The organism is Acinetobacter sp. CIP 101966 (assembly GCF_000369725.1).
Classification (GTDB): Bacteria; Pseudomonadota; Gammaproteobacteria; order Pseudomonadales; family Moraxellaceae; genus Acinetobacter; species Acinetobacter lwoffii_Q.
Window position 1 is genome coordinate 223,535 of the sequence record NZ_KB850160.1, and the last position, 20,786, is coordinate 244,320.

The 20,786-nt window shown below is 43.0% G+C and carries 17 protein-coding genes; 12 read left to right on the plus strand and 5 right to left on the minus strand.

All coding sequences use genetic code 11. From position 1 onward, the window contains the following. Positions 1 to 129 precede the first annotated feature (129 nt). On the minus strand, positions 130 to 966 hold the full coding sequence (locus F891_RS07075; protein WP_004280319.1) for an IclR family transcriptional regulator: 837 nt from the start codon (positions 964 to 966) through the stop codon (positions 130 to 132). 502 nt (positions 967 to 1,468) lie between these two features. Here F891_RS07075 and F891_RS07080 point away from each other — a divergent pair. From F891_RS07080 to F891_RS07105, 6 genes are all read left to right on the plus strand, one after another. Beyond that, on the plus strand, positions 1,469 to 2,623 hold the full coding sequence (locus F891_RS07080) for an acyl-CoA dehydrogenase family protein (protein ID WP_004730987.1): 1,155 nt from the start codon (positions 1,469 to 1,471) through the stop codon (positions 2,621 to 2,623). Between the two features lie 31 nt (positions 2,624 to 2,654). After that, positions 2,655 to 3,854: an acyl-CoA dehydrogenase gene (locus tag F891_RS07085; protein WP_004646973.1), complete on the plus strand. Its 1,200-nt coding sequence runs from the start codon at positions 2,655 to 2,657 to the stop codon at positions 3,852 to 3,854. Between the two features lie 254 nt (positions 3,855 to 4,108). After that, positions 4,109 to 5,389 carry an MFS transporter gene (locus tag F891_RS07090; RefSeq protein ID WP_004646972.1) on the plus strand — a complete coding sequence of 427 codons (1,281 nt, stop codon included), beginning with the start codon at positions 4,109 to 4,111 and terminating at the stop codon, positions 5,387 to 5,389. 40 nt (positions 5,390 to 5,429) lie between these two features. Continuing rightward, positions 5,430 to 6,101: a 3-oxoacid CoA-transferase subunit A gene (locus F891_RS07095; protein ID WP_004730985.1), complete on the plus strand. Its 672-nt coding sequence runs from the start codon at positions 5,430 to 5,432 to the stop codon at positions 6,099 to 6,101. Further along, complete coding sequence (locus F891_RS07100) at positions 6,101 to 6,760, plus strand: 3-oxoacid CoA-transferase subunit B (protein WP_004730982.1); 660 nt, start codon at positions 6,101 to 6,103, stop codon at positions 6,758 to 6,760. Before F891_RS07095 ends, F891_RS07100 begins: the two co-directional genes overlap by 1 nt. Before the next feature lie 206 nt (positions 6,761 to 6,966). Beyond that, positions 6,967 to 9,546 (plus strand): bifunctional diguanylate cyclase/phosphodiesterase, encoded by a 2,580-nt coding sequence (locus F891_RS07105; protein WP_005262929.1) that lies wholly within the window; start codon positions 6,967 to 6,969, stop codon positions 9,544 to 9,546. Between the two features lie 177 nt (positions 9,547 to 9,723). Here F891_RS07105 and F891_RS07110 read toward each other — a convergent pair whose 3' ends face one another. The 3 genes from F891_RS07110 to F891_RS07120 form a co-directional block, all read right to left on the minus strand. Then, positions 9,724 to 10,923 (minus strand): MFS transporter, encoded by a 1,200-nt coding sequence (locus F891_RS07110; RefSeq protein ID WP_004730978.1) that lies wholly within the window; start codon positions 10,921 to 10,923, stop codon positions 9,724 to 9,726. 17 nt (positions 10,924 to 10,940) lie between these two features. Then, the gene (locus F891_RS07115) at positions 10,941 to 12,206 is read right to left on the minus strand and encodes a DcaP family trimeric outer membrane transporter (RefSeq protein ID WP_004730976.1); all 1,266 of its coding nucleotides are present in this window, start codon (positions 12,204 to 12,206) and stop codon (positions 10,941 to 10,943) included. A gap of 117 nt (positions 12,207 to 12,323) precedes the next feature. Next, positions 12,324 to 13,622, minus strand: a complete 1,299-nt coding sequence (locus F891_RS07120; protein ID WP_004730974.1) for an MFS transporter — start codon at positions 13,620 to 13,622, stop codon at positions 12,324 to 12,326. Positions 13,623 to 14,074: 452 nt separating this feature from the next. On the opposite strand from F891_RS07120, the gene F891_RS07125 reads away from it, so the two are divergent. Genes F891_RS07125 through F891_RS07135 form a run of 3 tightly spaced genes read left to right on the plus strand, consistent with a single transcriptional unit; the run spans position 14,075 to position 17,608 of the window. After that, entirely contained in the window at positions 14,075 to 14,848 is a 774-nt protein-coding gene (locus F891_RS07125) for an enoyl-CoA hydratase (RefSeq protein WP_004730972.1), read from the plus strand. A gap of 2 nt (positions 14,849 to 14,850) precedes the next feature. Then, entirely contained in the window at positions 14,851 to 16,371 is a 1,521-nt protein-coding gene (locus F891_RS07130; RefSeq protein ID WP_004730970.1) for a 3-hydroxyacyl-CoA dehydrogenase, read from the plus strand. A gap of 25 nt (positions 16,372 to 16,396) precedes the next feature. Then, positions 16,397 to 17,608, plus strand: a complete 1,212-nt coding sequence (locus tag F891_RS07135) for a 3-oxoadipyl-CoA thiolase (protein ID WP_004730968.1) — start codon at positions 16,397 to 16,399, stop codon at positions 17,606 to 17,608. A gap of 120 nt (positions 17,609 to 17,728) precedes the next feature. Here the strand turns inward: F891_RS07135 and F891_RS07140 are convergent, their stop codons facing one another. Continuing rightward, positions 17,729 to 18,166 (minus strand): PaaI family thioesterase, encoded by a 438-nt coding sequence (locus tag F891_RS07140; protein ID WP_004730966.1) that lies wholly within the window; start codon positions 18,164 to 18,166, stop codon positions 17,729 to 17,731. A gap of 110 nt (positions 18,167 to 18,276) precedes the next feature. On the opposite strand from F891_RS07140, the gene F891_RS07145 reads away from it, so the two are divergent. The 3 genes from F891_RS07145 to F891_RS07155 are packed head-to-tail and all read left to right on the plus strand — an operon-like array spanning position 18,277 to position 20,778. Further along, positions 18,277 to 19,032 carry a class II aldolase/adducin family protein gene (locus F891_RS07145; RefSeq protein ID WP_004730963.1) on the plus strand — a complete coding sequence of 252 codons (756 nt, stop codon included), beginning with the start codon at positions 18,277 to 18,279 and terminating at the stop codon, positions 19,030 to 19,032. After that, positions 19,029 to 19,952 (plus strand): 2-hydroxyacid dehydrogenase, encoded by a 924-nt coding sequence (locus F891_RS07150; protein WP_004730961.1) that lies wholly within the window; start codon positions 19,029 to 19,031, stop codon positions 19,950 to 19,952. The genes F891_RS07145 and F891_RS07150 overlap by 4 nt, the downstream gene beginning before the upstream one ends. Positions 19,953 to 19,989: 37 nt before the next feature. Continuing rightward, positions 19,990 to 20,778 (plus strand): enoyl-CoA hydratase-related protein, encoded by a 789-nt coding sequence (locus tag F891_RS07155; protein WP_004730960.1) that lies wholly within the window; start codon positions 19,990 to 19,992, stop codon positions 20,776 to 20,778. Positions 20,779 to 20,786 lie beyond the last annotated feature (8 nt).

Here is a 20,786-nt window from a genome sequence, read left to right on the forward strand (position 1 = left end):
ATTTTTTAAATCTTATCTATTTCACCGTATTAAAAAGGTTTGCTGTAAATTATAGATAAAGGAAGAAGATGTGTAGATTGGGTATTCAATAAGAAGAGCGACTGAATGTCGCTCTGATGATTAATTTTTTTATATATTATTGAGATTCATAGCAATATTGTTCACCATGTGAATCAGACGCGGCCCAATTTCATTTTCCAGTTTTTCCTGATTTAACAGATAACTTGGAGCACCACAGTTAAACGTTAATATCCCGTGTTTAGGGTGAACCAATGGAACTGCCACGGAATTCACATCCTTAGCCCAGTCACCTAGAGACAGACAATAGCCATAATCCTGATAATCACGGATTGCACGTTCCAGATTACGCTTGATGGTTGGCCACTGATCTTCGTTTCTTTTCTTGATCGCGTCAAATAAATATTCGCGTTCTTTTACATCCATTGCTGCCAGACAGGCACGTCCCATGGCACTGCTATGAATCGGTAAAGTCGAACCGACAGGGCGGCGCATGGTCAGCGTCGATTCTGTATGTACCACTTCCAGATAAATCATGCTCAAACGGTCACGGGTAGCCATTGCCACAGGGGCTTGGGAATAGCGTGACATTTCTTCCATAAACGGATAAGCCTGAGTACGTGCAGAAATATTACTCAAAGCTGCATAGCCCAAAGCCAATACGCCAACATCCAACAGATATTTCGTGGTATTCGGTAGTTGTTTTAAATAACCTAAAGAAACCAGGGTGCTGGTAATACGGGCCACAGTTGGCTTGGGTAAGTTGGTTAATTGTGCAATTTCCTGATTGCCAAGCAATTGATTGGTCGCTGAAAAGCAACGCAAGATTTCCAATCCACGCGCAATAGACGCAATAAATTGAGGATTATTTTCTCTATGAATATGTGAAATCGGATCTAAACGGATTTCATCAAAGTTGGGAATTTCACCAGTTTTATTTTTTGTCATGGTCAGGGCAATTAAAGTTAAATTAATGAATATGATAGCAACATAATTTCACGATACAAAATAAAACACTTCTATAAAAGATAAAATATAAGAAAAAGTGCCGAAGTTATTTGTGGCCGGAAAGAATTTTGTTACTCAAGTTTAAAGACGATATAAAATCATCTAGTTTTTTAGGTTTAATACGTAGCCAAAACATTTAAAAAGTTTCGATTTCTCCGAAAGAGTCAGTGATCGACAAGTATTACAGCAAGAAAAAAGGTTTAATTATCTATTCAAAAAACTGATAAATAAAACAATCATTCATCAAAATATTTCGTATCGTGAAATTAAATCTTAAACATAAATTAACTGGAATGCCAGAAAAATTTCATTTTTTGTTTAAAAAATAAAATTTTTAATAATTTCACTTGCTCAAAATGATTTTATATGATTATTTATTTCGTAATACGAAACAAAAATAAGGGTAAAGGAATTTACCTAAATCATATCCATGGAGATTCATATGATTCGTGATCCGGAAATGCTAGACCAACTTCTGTCAACGATTCGCGATTTTGTAAAAAATGAACTGGTGCCTCTTGAGCATGAAGTAGAAGAGAACAATGCCATTCCTGAACATATTGTGGAACAGATGAAAGAGCTGGGCTTGTTTGGCCTGACGATTCCAGAAGAATATGGTGGTTTAGGCATTACCATGGAAGAAGAAATTCTGGTCGCGATGGAGTTAGGTCATACATCAGCTGCATTCCGCTCTTTAATTGGTACTAACAACGGCATTGGCTCAAGTGGCATCATTATCGACGGTACAGAAGAACAAAAACAGAAATATTTACCGCGTTATGCAACGGGCGAAATTATTGGTTCATTCTGTTTGACCGAACCGGATTCCGGCTCAGACGCTGCTGCTTTAAAAACCAGTGCAGTCAAAGACGGCGATTATTATATTTTAAACGGAACTAAACGCTTTATCACCAATGCACCACGTGCCACGACATTTACCGTGATGGCACGTACCAATCAAGAGATTAAAGGTGCGAGCGGTATTTCAGCATTTCTAGTCGAAGCAGGCACACTTGGTTTAAGCCTAGGTAAAATTGACAAGAAAATGGGCCAACATGGTTCCTATACCTGTGATGTAATTTTTGATAACTGTAAAGTGCATAAAGATCAGCTGATTGGCGGTGTAGAAGGGATTGGCTTCAAAACAGCAATGCGCGTTCTAGATAAGGGCCGTCTGCACATTGCCGGTTATAGCGTCGGCATGGCAGAGCGTATGCTGGAAGATGCACTTAACTATGCAGTGGAACGCAAACAGTTTGGCCAGCCCATTGCGAATTTCCAGCTAATCCAAGGTATGTTGGCAGACTCCAAAGCCGAGATTTATGCAGCCAAATGTATGGTGCTGGATGCTGCGCGTCTACGTGATGCTGGCCAAAATGTTACGACTGAAGCCTCTTGTGCCAAAATGTTTGCAACTGAAATGTGTGGTCGAGTTGCTGATCGCTGTTTGCAGATTCATGGTGGAGCGGGTTATATCAGTGAATATTCAATTGAACGTTTCTACCGTGATGTGCGTCTGTTCCGTTTATATGAAGGAACCACACAAATCCAGCAAATTATTATTGCGCGTGAAATGATTAAACAAGCAACCGCCTAATCTCATAATTTTAAAATAAGGAAATATTAAAATGACGACAAAAATTAGATTTGATTGGCAAGACCCGTTTTTAATAGAACAGCAACTGACATCAGAAGAGCGCATGATTCGCGATGCAGCGGCAGCGTACTGTCAAGACAAACTGATGCCGCGTGTACTGGAACAGTTCCGTCATGAAAAAACCGATCCGGCTATTTTCCGTGAAATGGGAGAACTGGGTTTACTCGGTCCAACCATTCCGGAACAGTACGGCGGTGCAGGTTTAAATTATGTCAGTTATGGTCTGATTGCTCGTGAAGTTGAACGTGTCGATTCAGGTTACCGTTCAATGGCCAGCGTACAAAGCTCTCTGGTGATGGTACCCATTAATGAATTTGGTTCTGAAGAGCAAAAGCAGAAGTATTTACCAAAATTAGCAACCGGTGAATATATTGGTTGCTTCGGCTTGACCGAGCCGGATCATGGTTCGGATCCGGGCAGCATGATTAGCCGTGCTAAAAAAGTCGAGGGTGGTTACCGTTTAACTGGCGCAAAAATGTGGATTACCAATAGTCCGATTGCCGATGTATTTGTAGTTTGGGCCAAAGAAGTTTCTGCCGAAGGTAATATCGGTGACATTCGTGGCTTTATTTTAGAAAAAGGCTGGGAAGGGCTTTCTGCTCCAACGATTCACGGCAAGGTGGGTCTACGTGCCTCAATCACCGGTGAAATTGTAATGGATAACGTCTTTGTTCCAGAAGAAAATGCATTTCCGGAAGTTCGCGGTTTAAAAGGGCCTTTTACCTGCTTGAATAGTGCACGTTACGGGATTGCCTGGGGTGCCATGGGAGCTGCAGAGTTCTGCTGGCATACCGCACATCAATACACCATGGACCGTAAACAGTTTGGTCGACCACTCGCTGCGAATCAGCTGATCCAGAAGAAACTGGCAGATATGCAAACTGAAATTGCACTCGGTTTGCAGGTGGCTTTACGTTTTGGCCGCATGAAGGATGAAGGCATTGCTTCAGTTGAAGGTACATCACTGATCAAGCGCAACAACTGCGGCAAGGCACTGGATATTGCCCGTTTGGCCCGTGACATGATGGGTGGAAATGGCATTAGCGATGAATTCGGTGTAGCCCGTCATCTGGTTAATCTGGAAGTGGTAAATACCTATGAAGGTACCCATGATGTACATGCCCTGATTTTAGGTCGTGCACAAACCGGAATTGCAGCCTTTTGCAACTAAACCTGACATCAACTTCTAGCCAGCATTGCTGGCTAGATTGTTTTACGGGTTTAAGAATTGTGCTTAATCACATCATTCAATGTATTGCTACGTGATTTCTGCAGAGAAAATTTATCAAGAACTTTGAAAATCATTTTATACCACCTTGCTAAAGCGTGGTAATGATCAGCGAATATTCTATATTTCACCTAAATAATTAAGTGAAATATGCGTTTTAAAAAGGCACAGGAGTGCCGAAAAGTAGAAAGAGCATTATGGATACGATCAGTTCACAACAACACCCAGTGGAAGGTGGAAACGAACCCAAGCAAAGAGTCTGGATTCTGGCCTTTATTTTCTCATTTTTAGCATTATTGGTTGATGGTGCTGATATTGCGTTATTAGCCTACAGTCTGACCAGTCTGAAACAAGAGTTTTCATTAAGTAATATGCAGGCCGGTGCCTTAGGGAGCTGGACGCTTGCAGGCATGGCTATCGGCGGTTTTTTTGGTGGCTGGGCTTGTGACCGTTTTGGCCGGGTTCGTGTGATCGTCATTGCCATTGCATTATTTTCTTCATTAACCTTCTGGTTAGGATTCGTAGAAAGTTATGATCAGTTCAAATGGCTGCGCTTTACGTCTGCGATTGGACTAGGTGCTCTATATATTGCCTGTAACACACTCATGGCAGAGTATGTACCCACCAAATATCGCTCTACAGTATTGGCAACGCTTATGACTGGCTGGACTTTAGGCTCGGTGGTCGCAACTGTTCTGGCTGGATGGCTATTGCCTGAATTTGGCTGGCGATACCTCTATTATATTGCCATTATTCCAATTGTACTGGCCTTCGCGATGTACTTCTTGGTGCCTGAGCCGAAAGCCTGGTTAGATGCGCGTAAAGCACGCCTGGATGCAAAAGCCAGTGGTATTCTGCAGGAAAAACCAAAAAATACTTTTAAAATGATTTTTGAAGATGCACTTAGCCGTCGCATGTTTATCCTCTGGTCCTTCAGTACCGCATTTTTACAGTTTGGCTATTATGGAGTCAGCAACTGGCTACCGGCGTATTTAGAGACTGATCTGGGAATCAAGTTTAAAGAAATGACCATGTATATGATCGGGACTTTCCTGATCATGATGTGTACCAAAGTTATTGCTGGTTTTATCGCTGACCGGATTGGCCGTCGTGCGGTATTTGCTTTCGGCACTATGGGTACTGCAATTTTTATCCCTGTGATTGTCTTTGGTAATACGCCGGATAATATCCTCTGGCTGATGTTATTTTTCGGTTTTCTCTATGGTATTCCATACGGTATTAATGCGACTTACATGACAGAAAGCTTCTCCACCAAAGTGCGTGGAACAGCAGTGGGTGGGGCATATAACGTAGGCCGACTGGGTGCGGTGTTTGCACCTCTTACCATTGGCTATTTTGCTCAAGGAGGCTCAATTGGTACCGGCTTACTGATTATGGGCATTGCCTATTTTCTTTGCGGCCTGATACCCGCTTTCTTTATTAAAGACCGCTTATTTGATCCACAAAAGGCAGATTAATCTGCACTCGTAATATAGATAGAACATGCTAGGAAGCAATATGATGAATAAAATCACGCAGGATATCGAGACGGTACTTAAGCAAATTCCTGATGGTGCACACATTATGACCAGTGGTTTTGGCCTGGCAGGTCAGCCGGTAGAATTAATCGAAGCATTAATTGACTTTGGTCCTAGAGACTTAACCATTATTAACAACAATGCAGCTTCTGGAGATCGTGGTCTAACCAATCTGCTGTTGTCTGGACTGGTTAAAAAAATGATCTGTTCATTTCCACGGGCCAATAACTCAACCGTCTTTGAAGATCTGTATAAAGCCGGAAAAGTTGAGCTGGAACTGGTGCCACAAGGCAATCTGGCCTGCCGTATTCAGGCAGCCGGTGCAGGCTTAGGAGCTGTTTTTACTCCAACCGGTTTTGGTACCAAAATAGCTGAGGGTAAAGAAACCCGTAATATCAATGGAAAAGATTATGTGCTGGAATATCCGATACATGCTGATTATGCCTTGGTTTATGCCAATCAGGCAGATCAGTGGGGCAACTTGACCTACCGTAAGGCAGCACGGAATTTTGGTCCGATCATGGCCAAAGCAGCAAAAACCACCATTGCACAAGTCCATCAAGTTGTGGAACTGGGGGAGCTTGATCCAGAGATCATCGTAACGCCAGGGATTTTTGTACAGCATGTGGTCAAGGTTGGAGATATTAAATAATGAATATTCAAAAACGTAGTCGTGAACAGATTGTAGCTAAAGTTGCACAAGACATTCCAACCGGCTCTTTTGTAAATTTGGGTATTGGTTTACCGACACGCGTAGCAGGTTATTTAAAACCTGAACAAGGAGTAATTCTACACTCGGAAAATGGCGTTTTAGGTTTTGCTGCATTGAGTGATCCTGAACAGGCAGATGATGATCTGATTAACGCCGGCAAAGAACTCGTAAGCATGTTGCAAGGTGGCAGTTTTATGAATTCTGCCGACTCTTTCGATATCATGCGAGGCGGGCATCTGGATATCTGTATCATGGGGGCTTTTCAGGTCGCTATTAATGGTGATCTGGCGAACTGGCATACCGGTAATGCTGATGCTGTACCTGCTGTAGGCGGTGCGATGGATCTGGCAGTGGGTGCTCGCTGTGTCTATGTTTGCATGGAACATGTGACCAAAAACGGTGAGGCAAAAATTGTTGAAGAACTGACTTATCCTCTAACAGGTAAACATTGTGTCAACCGTATTTATACTGATTTGTGTGTGATTGAATTAAAAGACCGACAAGCTCAGGTTATTGAAATAGTGGATGGCTTAAGTTTTGAAGAATTGCAACGGCAGACTGGCTGTAAATTAGTGGACAGTCGTCAACAAGCAGCCTAAAAATAAGTCCGCAATATTCTGATTGAGTAAAAGTATAGTTTTAGATCACAGCTTCGGCTGTGATTTTTAAATTTTAGAATTATTATCAAATACACGTAATATTGACCATATTTCCGCATTTTAAAGATATAAATACAAACTTTTGCTAATGATTATTTTAATAATAAGTCTAAAATGTTAACAAGCTAAGGAAGGTGATAGTCTGAATGAATAATAATTGTGATGATCAAGAAATTTTTCATATTTTTAATCTGATTGGTCGCCATACTGAACTTAAACCTATCCTCGATGTTATTAGCCAGTGGCTTGAAGCGCGTATACCAGATGCGCTTGTCACTATTATGCTCTATAAGGATGACACCCAAACTTTAAACGTTATAAGCGGCAAACAGCACTTTTCAAAAGAGTACTGTAATGCTATTCAAGATTTGAAAATTGGGCCAAATCAAGGATCGTGTGGGGTAGCTGCCTTTTTACGGCAGTTGGTCATTAGTCCAAATCTAATGAAAGACCCAAACTGGCAGCCTTACCGTGCTTTGGTAAACGCAGAAAAGTTGTCTAGCTGCTGGTCTATGCCGATTATTAATGCTTCAGATATTCTGTACGGAACGTTTGCCACCTATTATCGAACACCCAAAATACCGACTGAACATCATATTCAGCTTTTACAACAAGCGGCAAAATTAGTTGCCCTCGCAATCGAGCTTGATCAGGAACGTCAAAAAAGACATGAGCTTAATGAAAAATACAGCTCATTTTATACCTATCATCCAGATATTATTTTTGAACTTGACCTGCAGGGACATGTGCTTAATACCAATATTGCTTGCGAAGAAATTACAGGTTTTTCTAAAGCGCAAATCCATGGTCAGCACTATTGTGCCTTCATACCGCCCGAATTCCATGAACTTGCGAATGTTTCATTTTCAGAAGCAGCGCAAGGTAAATCTCAACATTATGAACTTCCAATTTATAATGTTGCAGGCGATATCTTATGGCTGGATCTGACCAATTTACCGATTATTCAAAATCAGAAAGTCACCGGTATTATTGGCATTGCCCGAGATATTACTGTATCGCGTGAAAACAAGGAGTCTCTACGATTATTAAAACGTGGGGTAGAGGCTAGTCCGAATAGTCTTTTTATTACCGATGTCTCTGAAGAAAGGCTAATGGTGTATGTGAATCCAGCTTTTCTAAAGCTCACCGGTTATACGGCAGCAGAAGTACTAGGGCAAAGCTGCTTTTTCTTACAGGGTCCAGATACTGATCCGGATCAGATTGCATTACTCAAGCAAGCAGTTAAAGAACAAAAAGAAATTCAGGTAACTATAAAAAGTTACTGTAAAGATGGCAGCTGGTTCTGGAATCGTTTAACTATAGGTCCTATTTTTGACCAGACAGGAACCTGCACCCATTTTTTGGGGATTCAGGAAGATATTACTCAGCAACGTATTCACGAAGAATATATTCAGCATCAGCATACTCATGATCATTTAACCGGTTTACCGAACCAGCATGCATTCAAACAGATTCTGGAAAATATTTTTGAAGCACAGCACGAGAGCTCACAACCTTTAGTCTTGCTGTATATAGATCTGGATGATTTTAAAAATATAAATGACAGCTTAGGTCATCTGGTGGGTGACCAGATTCTCAAAAGTGTGGGCGAGCGGCTGCAAAAATTTGTTCAAGGCAATAATGTGCTATGCCGCTTCGCTGAAGATGAATTCATTTTGCTGCTCTCAGGGACAGATGAGCACACTGAAGTCGAGGTGATTGCTGGAGAAATTCTTGATCTTCTTTCCATGCTGTTTATCGTCGATCAGTACAAAATACATTTAAGTGCCAGCATTGGTATTGTGGCAGATGACAGTTCGATTCATCATTCTTCTGAATTGATTTATCAGTCTGTTTTGGCGATGCAGGAAGCCAAAAGACAAGGTCGTAATATGTGGCAGTGGTATGAAAAAACCAGAATGCAGCCTGTCGCAGAAATAGACTATACTAATCTGCGTCTGGAACTCATGGAAGCGATCAATCAGGAAAATTTTGACCTGTTCTATCAGCCGCTGGTTCATCCTGAAACTGGACTGGTGACAGGCGTAGAAGCTTTAATCCGTTGGTGCCATCCGCAGCAGGGTTATATTTCCCCAGCAATTTTTATTCCGCTTGCAGAAAGAACCGGGCAAATTATTAGCGTAGGCCAGTGGGTATTGGAAAAGGCCTGTTTAGATATTGCCAAGTGGAACAAGACACACAATAGCCAGATCACGGTATCGGTGAATATTTCGCCTTTGCAATTCCGTAGAGCAGGTTTTTTGCAAGTACTTGAACATGCTCTTGAACTCAGTCAATTACCGCCGGAATTACTTAAAATTGAAATTACGGAAGGTGTCATCATTAATGGTGCAGATCGAACGATAGAAATTTTGAAAGCAGTACGTGCTTTAGGTGTACAGGTTGCCATTGATGATTTTGGTACAGGTTATTCGAGTCTCAGTTATCTGCGTCGCTTGCCGATCAATCAAATCAAGTTAGATCGTAGTTTTATTGAAGAGCTGACCCTCGATGGTCAGGATGCTGCAATTGTGCAATCGATTATTCACTTGGCACATCAACTGGATTTGGAAGTTGTCGCAGAAGGTGTCGAAACCTTAAGTCAGGCCAGTTTGCTCTATCAACAGGGCTGTGATCTGCTACAAGGCTTCTTCTATGCAAAACCTGGGCCTTTAACTGAATTGAAGCCTGTTTATCTCGCGATGGAAAATAGTAAAATGAATTAACTCTAGAAAGTTAAGGTATCTCAATATTTTTAACGGCTCTTCAGATAGAAAGGCAATGGCAAACAGACCTCAAAAATTTTCCTATTTTATCAGCGTATCATCTCTATAATTTATGCTTAGTATAGAAAGCGGGATAAAAAATAAGCTTTTTAACCCTCCAAAGGTTTTTAACAGTATTTAGGGCTCAGGTTGAATATTGGCTAAATTTCTTTCTTGGTTCAGATCATAATAGTTAATTACAAAGATCAATAGGGCAAAAATAAAACCTAAAATGACACAGGCAGACCAGCCATAGCTTTTCCATAAATGCAGCGATAAAAATGCTCCCAGACCAGCACCTGAAAAATAACAGGTCATATAGATGGCATTAATCCGCGAGCGAGCCTGCATTGAAATTCGATAGACCAGATTCTGGTTCAAGACATGTAAACAGGAAATTCCGAAATAAGCCAGAATCAAGCCCAGGATATAAATCCATAAATAATTCTGGGCAAAGAATAAGGGAATCCAGGCCAGAATCAGTCCGCATGTGGCCAGGTGTGCAATCAATTTTTCCCGATGTCTGCCAATCATTTTACCGGTCCATTGAGAGGACCAGATGCCGACCACACCCACAATACCCATGAGACCAATCTGGAAATCATTAAAATGATACGGTGCTTCAGCCAGAATAAAAGTCATGGTAGTAAAGATAATACTCAGCATGCCAAAACCCAAACCTCCGATCATACTACGCCGGATCAGCATGGGTTCTGTTCGGGCAAAGGTAAATAGTGAGCGATAAATTTGCAATATATTCATCTGCAACTGGCTCTTGGCACTCGGCAACTGGAACCACATGGCCAGACTTAGCAGAAGAATTGCACAACCACTAAATAGGTATACCGCATGCCAGGACCATAAAGTAGAAATCAGTCCGGCCACGGTACGGGCAAATAGAATACCAACCAGAACACCACTCATGAGCAGGCCAACGACTTCGGCACTTTTATCACGTTGCGACAGGCTGGCGGCAAAAGGAATCAGAATCTGGGTGGTGATCGAACAAAAAGAGGCGAGCAGAGTAAAGCCATATAACATATGCAGATTGGTACTGGCTGAAAGCCCAATAAGTGCCAGTCCGGTACAGAACATCAAACTGCAGATATACAGCCGTTTTTCAAATAAATCCCCCAAGGGGACAAATAAAAATAACCCGGTGGCATAGCCAATCTGGGTCAGTACTACAGTCCAGCCAGACTGCGCTACACTGATCTGCAGATCCTCTGCAATAGAATAAATCAAGGGCTGGTTAAAATAGTTACAACCTGCGCAGAGTGCGCAGGTCATTGCCATCATGAACATGAAACGGCGTGAAATTTGCCCTTGGGCTGACATCCTTGTCTCCTGAGGCTTTAAAAACTATAGTTGGCAGAGAGGTTGATACGCGAAATATCTGTTTCCTTGTTGTCAAAGGTTTCACGCTTGCCATGATGATATTCTGCACCTAGGTTAATCTTTGGAACAGGAGAATAGATCACGTTAGCTACATAGTCCGTTAAACGTTTATTGGTTTCAGGATTCGCGCGTGCATAGTCGCTGGAATCATCAAAATCAACAATGCTGGCATTAATACTACTCCGTAGTTTCGGCGTAAATTTATGTGTGAAGCCAATATTTATACTATTGAACTCATTGAGCAAAAGTTCATTATTAATTGGATCGACTGAATAATCGCCACCCCAGGTAGCGCCATCAGTTGTTGATCCTTGAGTTAAGAAAGCTGCAATACGCTGATCACCGACCATATGGAAATAGTTCCCTTGAATCGAGTTTTGATCATCTAAACGGTAACGTCCACCAACTCCCACACCCCAGCCAACTTTCTCGATATCGCCTGTCGCAATCTGTGCCTGCTTTTGATTGACAAAGCCTTGAGCTAATAAATGAAGAGAGCCTGATTGATGAACATATTTAGTGGTTAAAGCAGGTAAGGCAGAAGAACGATCGCCACCGGCCATATATTCCAGACCGACATTCCAGGTATTTTCCGGATCAAGTTTGAAAGCATAGCTCACCTGAGGGGTACGTAAGACTGATCCACCCAGGAACAAGCTGTAGTCGACAGCTTCAGTGCTAATCTCTGGTGTAGACATCAATGACCAGGCCTGACCAAACGTCCAGTTATAGTATTTTAAGTGTGCATGACGGATACGTAATCCACCATCGCCTTTACCATTGTTGGTCCAGAAGTCGGCTTCTAAACGAGCAGAAACATTCGGATTGCCTCCTAGATCTTTGGCCAGGAAACCAATCCGGCTGGCAGCCGCAGTAAAATCGGAACGTACAGAATCCGGTTCAGTAAAAGGTACTTTATTAATCTGGTTAATGGTACGGCCACGGGCTTCAGTAGTACTTTTGAAATCGACTGCACCATCAAAGCGGATCAAGCCATAAACATCGACATTATCTACCATTGAACTCAGCGTTTTAGAGTCTTGCGCTTTGGCTTGTTCCTGCTGGTTCTTTAATGCAAGTTGCGCGGCTTTTTGTTGTTCTAGTTCTGCCTGGATTTGCTTTAACTGTGACTCAAGAAATTGCATACGGTCTTCAGAAGCTTCTGCTGAAAATGCCTGTGCTGAAGCAATACCACATAATGTCGCTAAAACTAATTTTTTCATTTCTTAATCCCTAAAGAAATTTTTAATCCTGAATGAAAGGAGACCTTTCTATACTGACGTGTTGTAAATATTTGAAGTGAGGAAGGCAGCGATTTGACCTGCCTTCCGAAGTAGGGTTTATTCTGCTTTTTGCGGATCGTATAAACGGTCTTTAATAAACAGGGCAGGAATCAAACCGCATAGGAAATATGCTGCACCCATTACCAACAGACCTGTACCGATCGAACCATGCATCGCAAGATAACCAATCGTAATTGGCGCGAAGATTGCACCGATACGACCAATATTGAATGCACCGCCCACCGCTGTACCACGAACACCAGTCGGGAAACTTTCGGTTAGATAGGTTGCATTGATGGCATATGGAATACCGTACAGGAAGCCGAAGATTAGCATCAGTACGCCAATGTTATCGGCATTATGCATATACACCACGACAGGGATAAATAGCGCTGTTCCCATGGTGCCGAAAGCAAACACAATACGGCGACCAATTTTATCAGCAACATAACCTGCAATGATTTTGGCGAATATCATGGTCAAGAAAGTACCAATCATATAGATCGCCATTTCCTTGAATTTGATCCCTAATTCCGCTTCCAGATAACTTGGCAGCCAGTTGCTCACCCCAAAGTAACCGAATAAGAGAAAACCTGAGCTGAATGACCATAAGATAAACATTCTGCCGTGTGTTTTATCTTTTAAAATAGTGATATATGGATTGCCTTTTTTTGCATTATTATCGACGATCTGGCCAGTTCTTTTCATTTCCCGAACACGTTTCCACGATTCTGGTTCAGGCACCATAAAGTGCATGAGGATACCGAGTGCTAAAGGTGCAATGGTAATCCAGTACAGCATACGCCAGCCGAACTCAGGAATAATCCAGCCTGAAAGCATGGTAATCACCAGAGAACCCAGAGTAAAACCGGTCATCAATGTTGCCAGCACTGTGGTACGGTATTTGGTTGGCACATATTCAGACATCAAGGTATTACAGGCAATATATAAACAGCCTAAACCCAAGCAAGAAAGAGTACGTAAAATTGCAAATTCAGTATAAGACTGAGCAAAACCTGAGTAGGCTGACAAGATCGAGAAGGCGATGGTGGCCAGTACAATGACGCGGACACGTCCAAATTTGTCGCATGCCCATCCACCAATAAAACCTCCTATCCCCATTCCTAAAAGAGAATAACTTCCCAAGGCACCGGCCTGTACAGAAGTTAGTCCCCATTCAGCTTTCAGACTGGTCAGACTGAAAGCCAGAATCCCGATATCTGCACCGTCACAGAGCAAAATCAGAAAAGCAAAGACAAAAGCCGTCATCCATAGACGTTTTGGCGCCTGTTTAATGGTATCCGTGGAGGAGACATCGGTTTTATTGTCTCCTGTTACGATGGTATCGCTTGTCATTTTTATATCCTCTATATATTAAAAGTAGCATTTCCTCTGCTACCGCTAAATCCATTTTTCTTCCTCACGGAAACATTTTCCTGATCTAACAGACTTGCTCTGCATACAACAGCCGCTGCATTTATTATCAGGCTACATTCGATTTTTCACGCTTTACGCTAAATCAAAATCATCTCATTGCTGGAAAATTTGATTTCGTAAATTAATTTTAAGTTCTGCCTTATGGTGATTATTCATTTAAATGAATAATCAGATTACATTTAAAATACTTAATTCCGTATTGCGAAATCAATTAATCATAAAATAACCAGATGAACAAGAGTTTTTACTCTATTTTTAGTAAAAAATAACTTTTTTGAATTCTGGAGTTAAAAATCCTTGATTTATAGCTTGAGAAACCTTAGTTTTATATAAAATGAAATTTCGCTATACAAAATAAATGGAGTTTTTTAATGGAACAGGTCGTTCAAATAGAACAAATCTCAACTCATGTAGCGATGGTTAAAATTCATCGACCAGAAGCGAAAAATGCCCTGAATACAGAAGTTCGCCAGAAACTCGCGGCGGCTTTTTTGCAACTGAATGCCGATGAAAATATCCGTGTCATTATTCTTACCGGTGGTGAAACAGATTTCGCAGCAGGAGCTGATTTAAAAGAACTGGCCAATGCTGAAACCATTCAAATGATGCAACGTCGCACTGAACGTTACTGGCAGGCGATTGCACAGTGTTCAAAACCGGTGATTGCAGCTGTAAACGGTTATGCACTTGGCGGTGGCTGTGAACTGGCCATGCATGCAGACATTATTATTGCCGGGAAAAGTGCCCAGTTTGGTCAGCCTGAAGTGAAAGTGGGGGTTATGCCGGGTGCTGGTGGTACGCAACGTTTATTCCGTGCAGTGGGTAAATTCCATGCCATGCGCATGATCATGACCGGTTGTTTGGTACCTGCACCGGAAGCCTATCAAATTGGTCTGGTGTCCCAGGTGACTGAAGACAGTGCAACCCTTGCAACTGCCATCAAGATGGCAGAAGGGCTGGCAAAAATGCCACCAATTGCTTTGGAGCAAATCAAGGAAGTGGCTTTATTGGCCGAAGATGTGCCGCTCAATGCCGGACTTACCCTGGAGCGTAAATCTTTCCAGATGCTGTTTTCTTCAGAAGATCAAAAAGAAGGTATGCAGGCCTTTATCGAAAAACGTAAACCGAATTATCAGGGACGATAAGCATGAGTATTCAGATTCAGAAAATCGGCATTATTGGTGTAGGCACGATGGGTGCAGGTATTGCCCAGATCGCGATTCAGTCTGGTCATGATGTGATACTGTTTGATGCCAAAGAAGGGGCAGCTGAACAGGCACAGGACAAACTGGCCAAAACATTAAATACCTTGGCAGATAAAGGTAAATTCAGCCATGAAAAAGCCGCTGAAGATATTGCTCATCTGTCGACTGCGCAGCAGCTAGAAGACCTGAAAGATTGTGACTTGATTGTTGAAGCGATTATTGAAAATCTGGACATCAAGCAAAAACTGATGCAGCAGCTTGAAGGAATTATAAAACCAGAAGCGATTCTGGCATCCAATACCTCTTCATTGTCGATCAGTGCAATTGCTGCCAATTGCAGTCAGCCAGAGCGTGTTGCCGGTTATCACTTCTTTAATCCGGTCCCACTCATGAAAGTAGTCGAAGTGATTGAAGGCTTTAATACCCGCGCTGATATTATTGAAGCATTAACCCAGCTCTCTACAAAAATGGGTCATCGTCCGGTCAAAGCTAAAGATACTCCAGGATTTATCATTAACCATGCCGGCCGTGCCTTTGGTAGCGAAGCCTATGCAATTTTGAATGAAAATGTCACACCATTTTATGATATTGACAGGATCTACCGTGACGGAATCGGTTTCAAAATGGGGCCGTTTGAATTAGGTGATCTGACCGGTATGGATGTCTCGCACCCGGTGAGTGAATCGATTTATCATCAGTATTATGAAGAAGCACGTTACCGTCCAAGCGTGATTACCCGTCAGCGTTTTATTGCCAAGCAGTTAGGTCGTAAAACTGGTAAAGGTTTCTATGATTACACTTCAGGTAGCAAAGAAGGTGATGTTACTCCAGCATTGGTTGATAAGCTAAGTCAATATCCATCAGTCTGGCTAGGCACCGAATATGACGAAGACCGTCAGGCACTTGAGCAATATCTGCAACAGTTCAACATTCAGATTGAGCAAACTGAGATACCTTCAGCAGAGGCTTTAATCCTGATTGCCACTTATGGTGAGGATGCAACATCAGCTGCGATCCGTTATCAGCTGGCACCTCAGCAAGTGGTGTGTATCGATCTGCTATATGGTCTGCATAAACACCGTACCTTGATGCCAACTTTTGTCACCCAACCTGAGCTGGTAAAAGCAGCCCAATCGATTTTCAATCTGGATGGTGTGACCGCCAGCGTAATTCAGGAAAGCGTCGGCTTTGTGGCTCAACGTGCTTTGGCAATGATTGTGAATCTCGGCTGTGATATTGCCCAGCAAGGCGTTGCAACGGTAGAAGATATCAATATCGCGGTGAAATTAGGCCTTGGTTATCCGTATGGACCAATTGAATGGGGGGATGTGCTGGGAGCTGAAAAAATTCTAAAAATTCTGGATCGTATGACTGCGATTACCCGTGACCAGCGTTACCGTTCAAGTCCTTGGTTGCGTCGCCGTGTTCAGCTTGGTCTACCACTTGTTCATACAACACATTAATTAGAAAGTTAAAGGAATAACACTCATGTTAAATGCATATATTTATGATGGTTTACGTTCACCAATCGGTCGCCATGCAGGAAGTCTGGCAAGCGTACGTCCAGATGATCTGGCAGCTACAGTCATTAAAAACCTGCTGAAAAAAACCGGTATCCCGGCAGCAGATGTAGAAGATGTAATCTTTGGTAGCACCAATCAGGCCGGTGAAGACAGCCGTAATGTGGCACGTTTTGCAGCGTTGTTAGCGGGTATGCCGGTAACAGTTCCAGGTCAGACGGTAAACCGTTTATGTGCATCAGGTCTCGGTGCTGTGATTGATTCGGCACGTGCCATTACTGCAGGTGAAGGCGAGTTGTACATTGCCGGTGGCGTAGAAAGCATGACCCGCGCACCTTTTGTGATGGGCAAAGCAGAAAGCGCGTATTCACGTGATGCCAAAATTTATGACACCACAATTGGTACCCGTTTCCCGAACCGTAAATTTACGGATCAGTTTGGCGCGCACAGTATGCCTGAAACAGGTGATAATGTGGCTGAAGAGTTCGGTATTAGCCGTGAACAGGCTGACACCTTTGCCGCTGCATCACAGGCAAAATATCAGGCAGCGAAAGAGGCAGGTTTCTTTGAAGGTGAAATTACCCCGATTGAAGTTTCTCAAGGACGCAAATTACCACCTAAACAAATTACTGAGGATGAGCATCCACGTGCATCTTCAACATTTGAAGCTTTATCCAAGTTAAAACCGCTATTTGAAGGTGGTGTAGTAACAGCGGGTAATGCATCAGGAATCAATGACGGCGCTGCAGCACTGATTATCGGCAGTGAAAAAGTTCAGGAACAGTATGGCTTAAAACCTTTGGCTCGTATCCTGTCTTCTGCAGCCGCTGGCATTGAGCCACGCATCATGGGTGCAGGCCCAATTGAAGCGATTAAAAAGGCAGTACAACGTGCTGGTTTGACGCTAGACGATATGGATATCATCGAGATTAATGAAGCCTTTGCCAGTCAGGTATTATCTTGCCTGAAAGGTCTGGATGTCGCTTTGGATGATCCGCGTGTCAATCCAAATGGTGGTGCGATTGCCATTGGTCATCCACTGGGCTGTTCGGGTGCGCGTTTGGCTTTAACCGTTGCACGTCAGTTACAGCGTACCGGTAAAAAATATGCCGTGATTAGTCTGTGTATCGGTCTGGGTCAAGGCTTGGCGATGGTGATTGAAAACCCTGAAGCTGCATAACAGTTTAGTCATAGTCTTAATGCCATGTATCTATGATATGCATGGCATTCTTTATTGGGATTTTTCTTTCAAAATAAAAATCCCTGCACATGCAGGGATTGATTACATCACTGTAATGATTTACTTACGGGCAGTGACTAATAAAGTCGCTGAACCAAAAGCATAAACTTTACCTTCTTTATCGATAATTCGGCCTTCTGAGGTCAGTACATTACGCCCGATCCGGATGACTTCACCAATAGCTGTATAGGTTTCGCCGCTTTTCATCGCTTTCAGCATTTTTACATTCAGGTCAATGGTCGAGAAACTGACACCTGCATCTACTGTCGTATGCACGGCAGCGCCAGTGGCACTATCTAGAACCGTTGCACAAAAGCCGCCATGAATACCACCCTGTAAATTATAATGGCGCTGATCAGGACGCACCTCATATTCCACATAGTTTTCGCGCACCAAGGTCAGACGCATGGGAATAATTTCACTCATGGCTGAGCTGGGGATTTCCCCATTTTTAATTGCGGTAAGATATTCAAGTCCGTTTAATTGTGATGTGGGCATATCCACTCCTTGTAACGATTTATTTCGCTTTATGAAATAATATTCTGTTTTCCTGAAATTATGATATAACAGATAGTGATCAAAATGCTATATTTTTCCAGGATGGAACGATGACAATAAAAAATCTCGTCACAGATGCTGAATGGCAGGCACGTTGTGAACTCGCAGCGCTTTATCGCATTATCGCGCATTACCGGATGACGGACCTGATCGATACTCACATCAGTTTAAGAGTTCCCGATCAACCTGACTGTTTTCTGATTAATCAGTATGGTGTCGCTTTTGAAAAAATGTGTGCTTCAACGCTGGTGAAGATTAATCATGAAGGGCAGGTTGTAGAAAGCTATGAACAGGACAAGCCGGTGAATATGGCGGGCTTCGTCATCCACTCTGCAATTCATGAAGCACATGCTCATCTGAACTGTGTCATTCATACGCATACCGCAGATGGCATAGCAGTTTCTGCACAGAAACACGGACTTCTTCCTATTTCCCAGCATGCGTTGAAATTTTATCAGCAGGTGGCCTATCACGAATATGAGGGCGTTGCATTGTCAACAGATGAACAGGAACGCCTGATTCAGGACCTGGGCAGCCATCGCGCCATGATTTTGCGCAATCACGGACTTTTAACGGCTGGCGAAACGATTGCACGGGCCTTTCATGAAATCTATTTTCTGGAGCGTGCCTGTCAGGCACAGGTGAAGGCCTTAAGCGGTGGTGCTGAATTGCATTATCCAGCAGAAGAAGTCCGAATTAAAACTGCCAAGCAGTTCGCCAGTCCTTTAGTTGAACCGATTTTACAGCGTGCCTGGCAGGCTGCATTATCCCTGATTGAACATCAATATACGGAGTATGCATCATGATTGTGATTTCCAGTACTGTGCCGAATATTGAGGCGATTCTGGTCAAGTCTTTTCAGAAATATGCGCCTGCTGGCAGTTTCTGTACAGTGGACAGCCCGGAAGCTGAACAGGCGACCACAGCAGCTTCGTGGTTTCCAGATCTGGAAAAACTTCGGCAACTTCCAGAACTTGGTCTAATTCATTCGATTGCTGCAGGGGTCGAACATTTAAATTTAAACGAGATTAGAGCTGACCAGTCAGTCTGCCGGGTACTGGATCCACATCATCAAAAAGGCATGCTTGATTACCTGCTCTGGGGCGTGCTGTATTTCCAGCGTTATTTTGACTGCATGATCCAGCAGCAAAAGCAGCAGCTATGGAAACAGTATCGTCAAAGTTATAGCCATCATATCCAGATCGGAATTATGGGACTGGGGCATATGGGTGGATACGTATCAGAACGTTTCGCAGACATGGGCTATCAAGTCTCTGGTTGGTCGAATTCCCCAAAAGACATTAATCAAGTTAAAAGCTATGTAGGCCAAGAACAGCTTTCCGAATTCCTGGCTCAAAGTCAGATTCTGATTAACCTGCTGCCACTCACTGAAGAAAATACCGGCATTCTTTCTGCTGAATTATTTCAGCGGTTGCCTGAGCAGGCGGCATTAATTCATGTCGGGAGGGGTCAGCATTTAATTGAGCAAGATTTATTAAATGCATTAGATTCCAGCCAGTTACGTGGTGCAATTGTCGATGTATTTGAACAGGAGCCATTAGCTGCTGAACATCCATTCTGGCAGCATGAAAAGATCGTTGTTACACCACATGTTGCCTCACATGCACCCATGTCTGTGGTGGTGGAACAGATTCTAGAAAATGACCGACGTTTAAATCTCGGGCTGGATTTATGCCATCAGGTAGATGTTAATAAAGGCTATTAATTGTAGGGATACCGGCAAAAAAATAAGGAAATTAATGATGTGGGAAACGATTCAAACTCAGGTTCAGCAAGGCGTCGCAACCTTAAGCTTTAACCGCGCGGATTCACTCAACAGTTTTAACCAGCAAATGCATGAGGAAGTGCAACAGGTGCTGAAAAACTGGAATACAGATCCGAATATTCGGGTAATTGTGATTCGCGGTAATGGCCGGGCATTTTCAGCGGGACAGGATTTAAAAGAACGTGCTGGACAGCTCGGCAATGTGCCTTTGCCACCGCAAGGCTCGCTGGCCAAATACTATAATCCCTTGATTAATCTGATCCGCCAGAGTCCCAAACCGGTAATCGCAGCAGTGAATGGTGTGGCTGCTGGTGCAGGTGCCAATATCGCGCTGGCCTGTGATCTGGTCATTGCCAAGGAAAGTGCCCGATTTATTCAGGCCTTTTCTAAAATTGGCTTGATTCCTGATGCCGGTGGCACCTGGATGTTGCCACGTTTAATCGGTTATGCACGTGCCATGGCACTTACTTTTCTGGGGGAACCGGTGTATGCCAAAGAGGCCGCTGAAATGGGCATGATCTGGAAAATGCTTCCAGATACAGAATTTGATGCTTATATCGACGACATTGCACACCGATTATCTCAACAGCCGACTTATGCGCTGGCTTTAACCAAACAGGCCTTGCAACGCAGTGCTGAAAATAACATAGACCAGCAACTGGAGCTGGAACAAAACCTGCAATATCGGGCTCTGAGCAGTCAGGACTATAAAGAAGGTGTCCAGGCTTTTGTCGAAAAACGCCCTGCACAATTTACCGGATGCTAAGGAGAGCA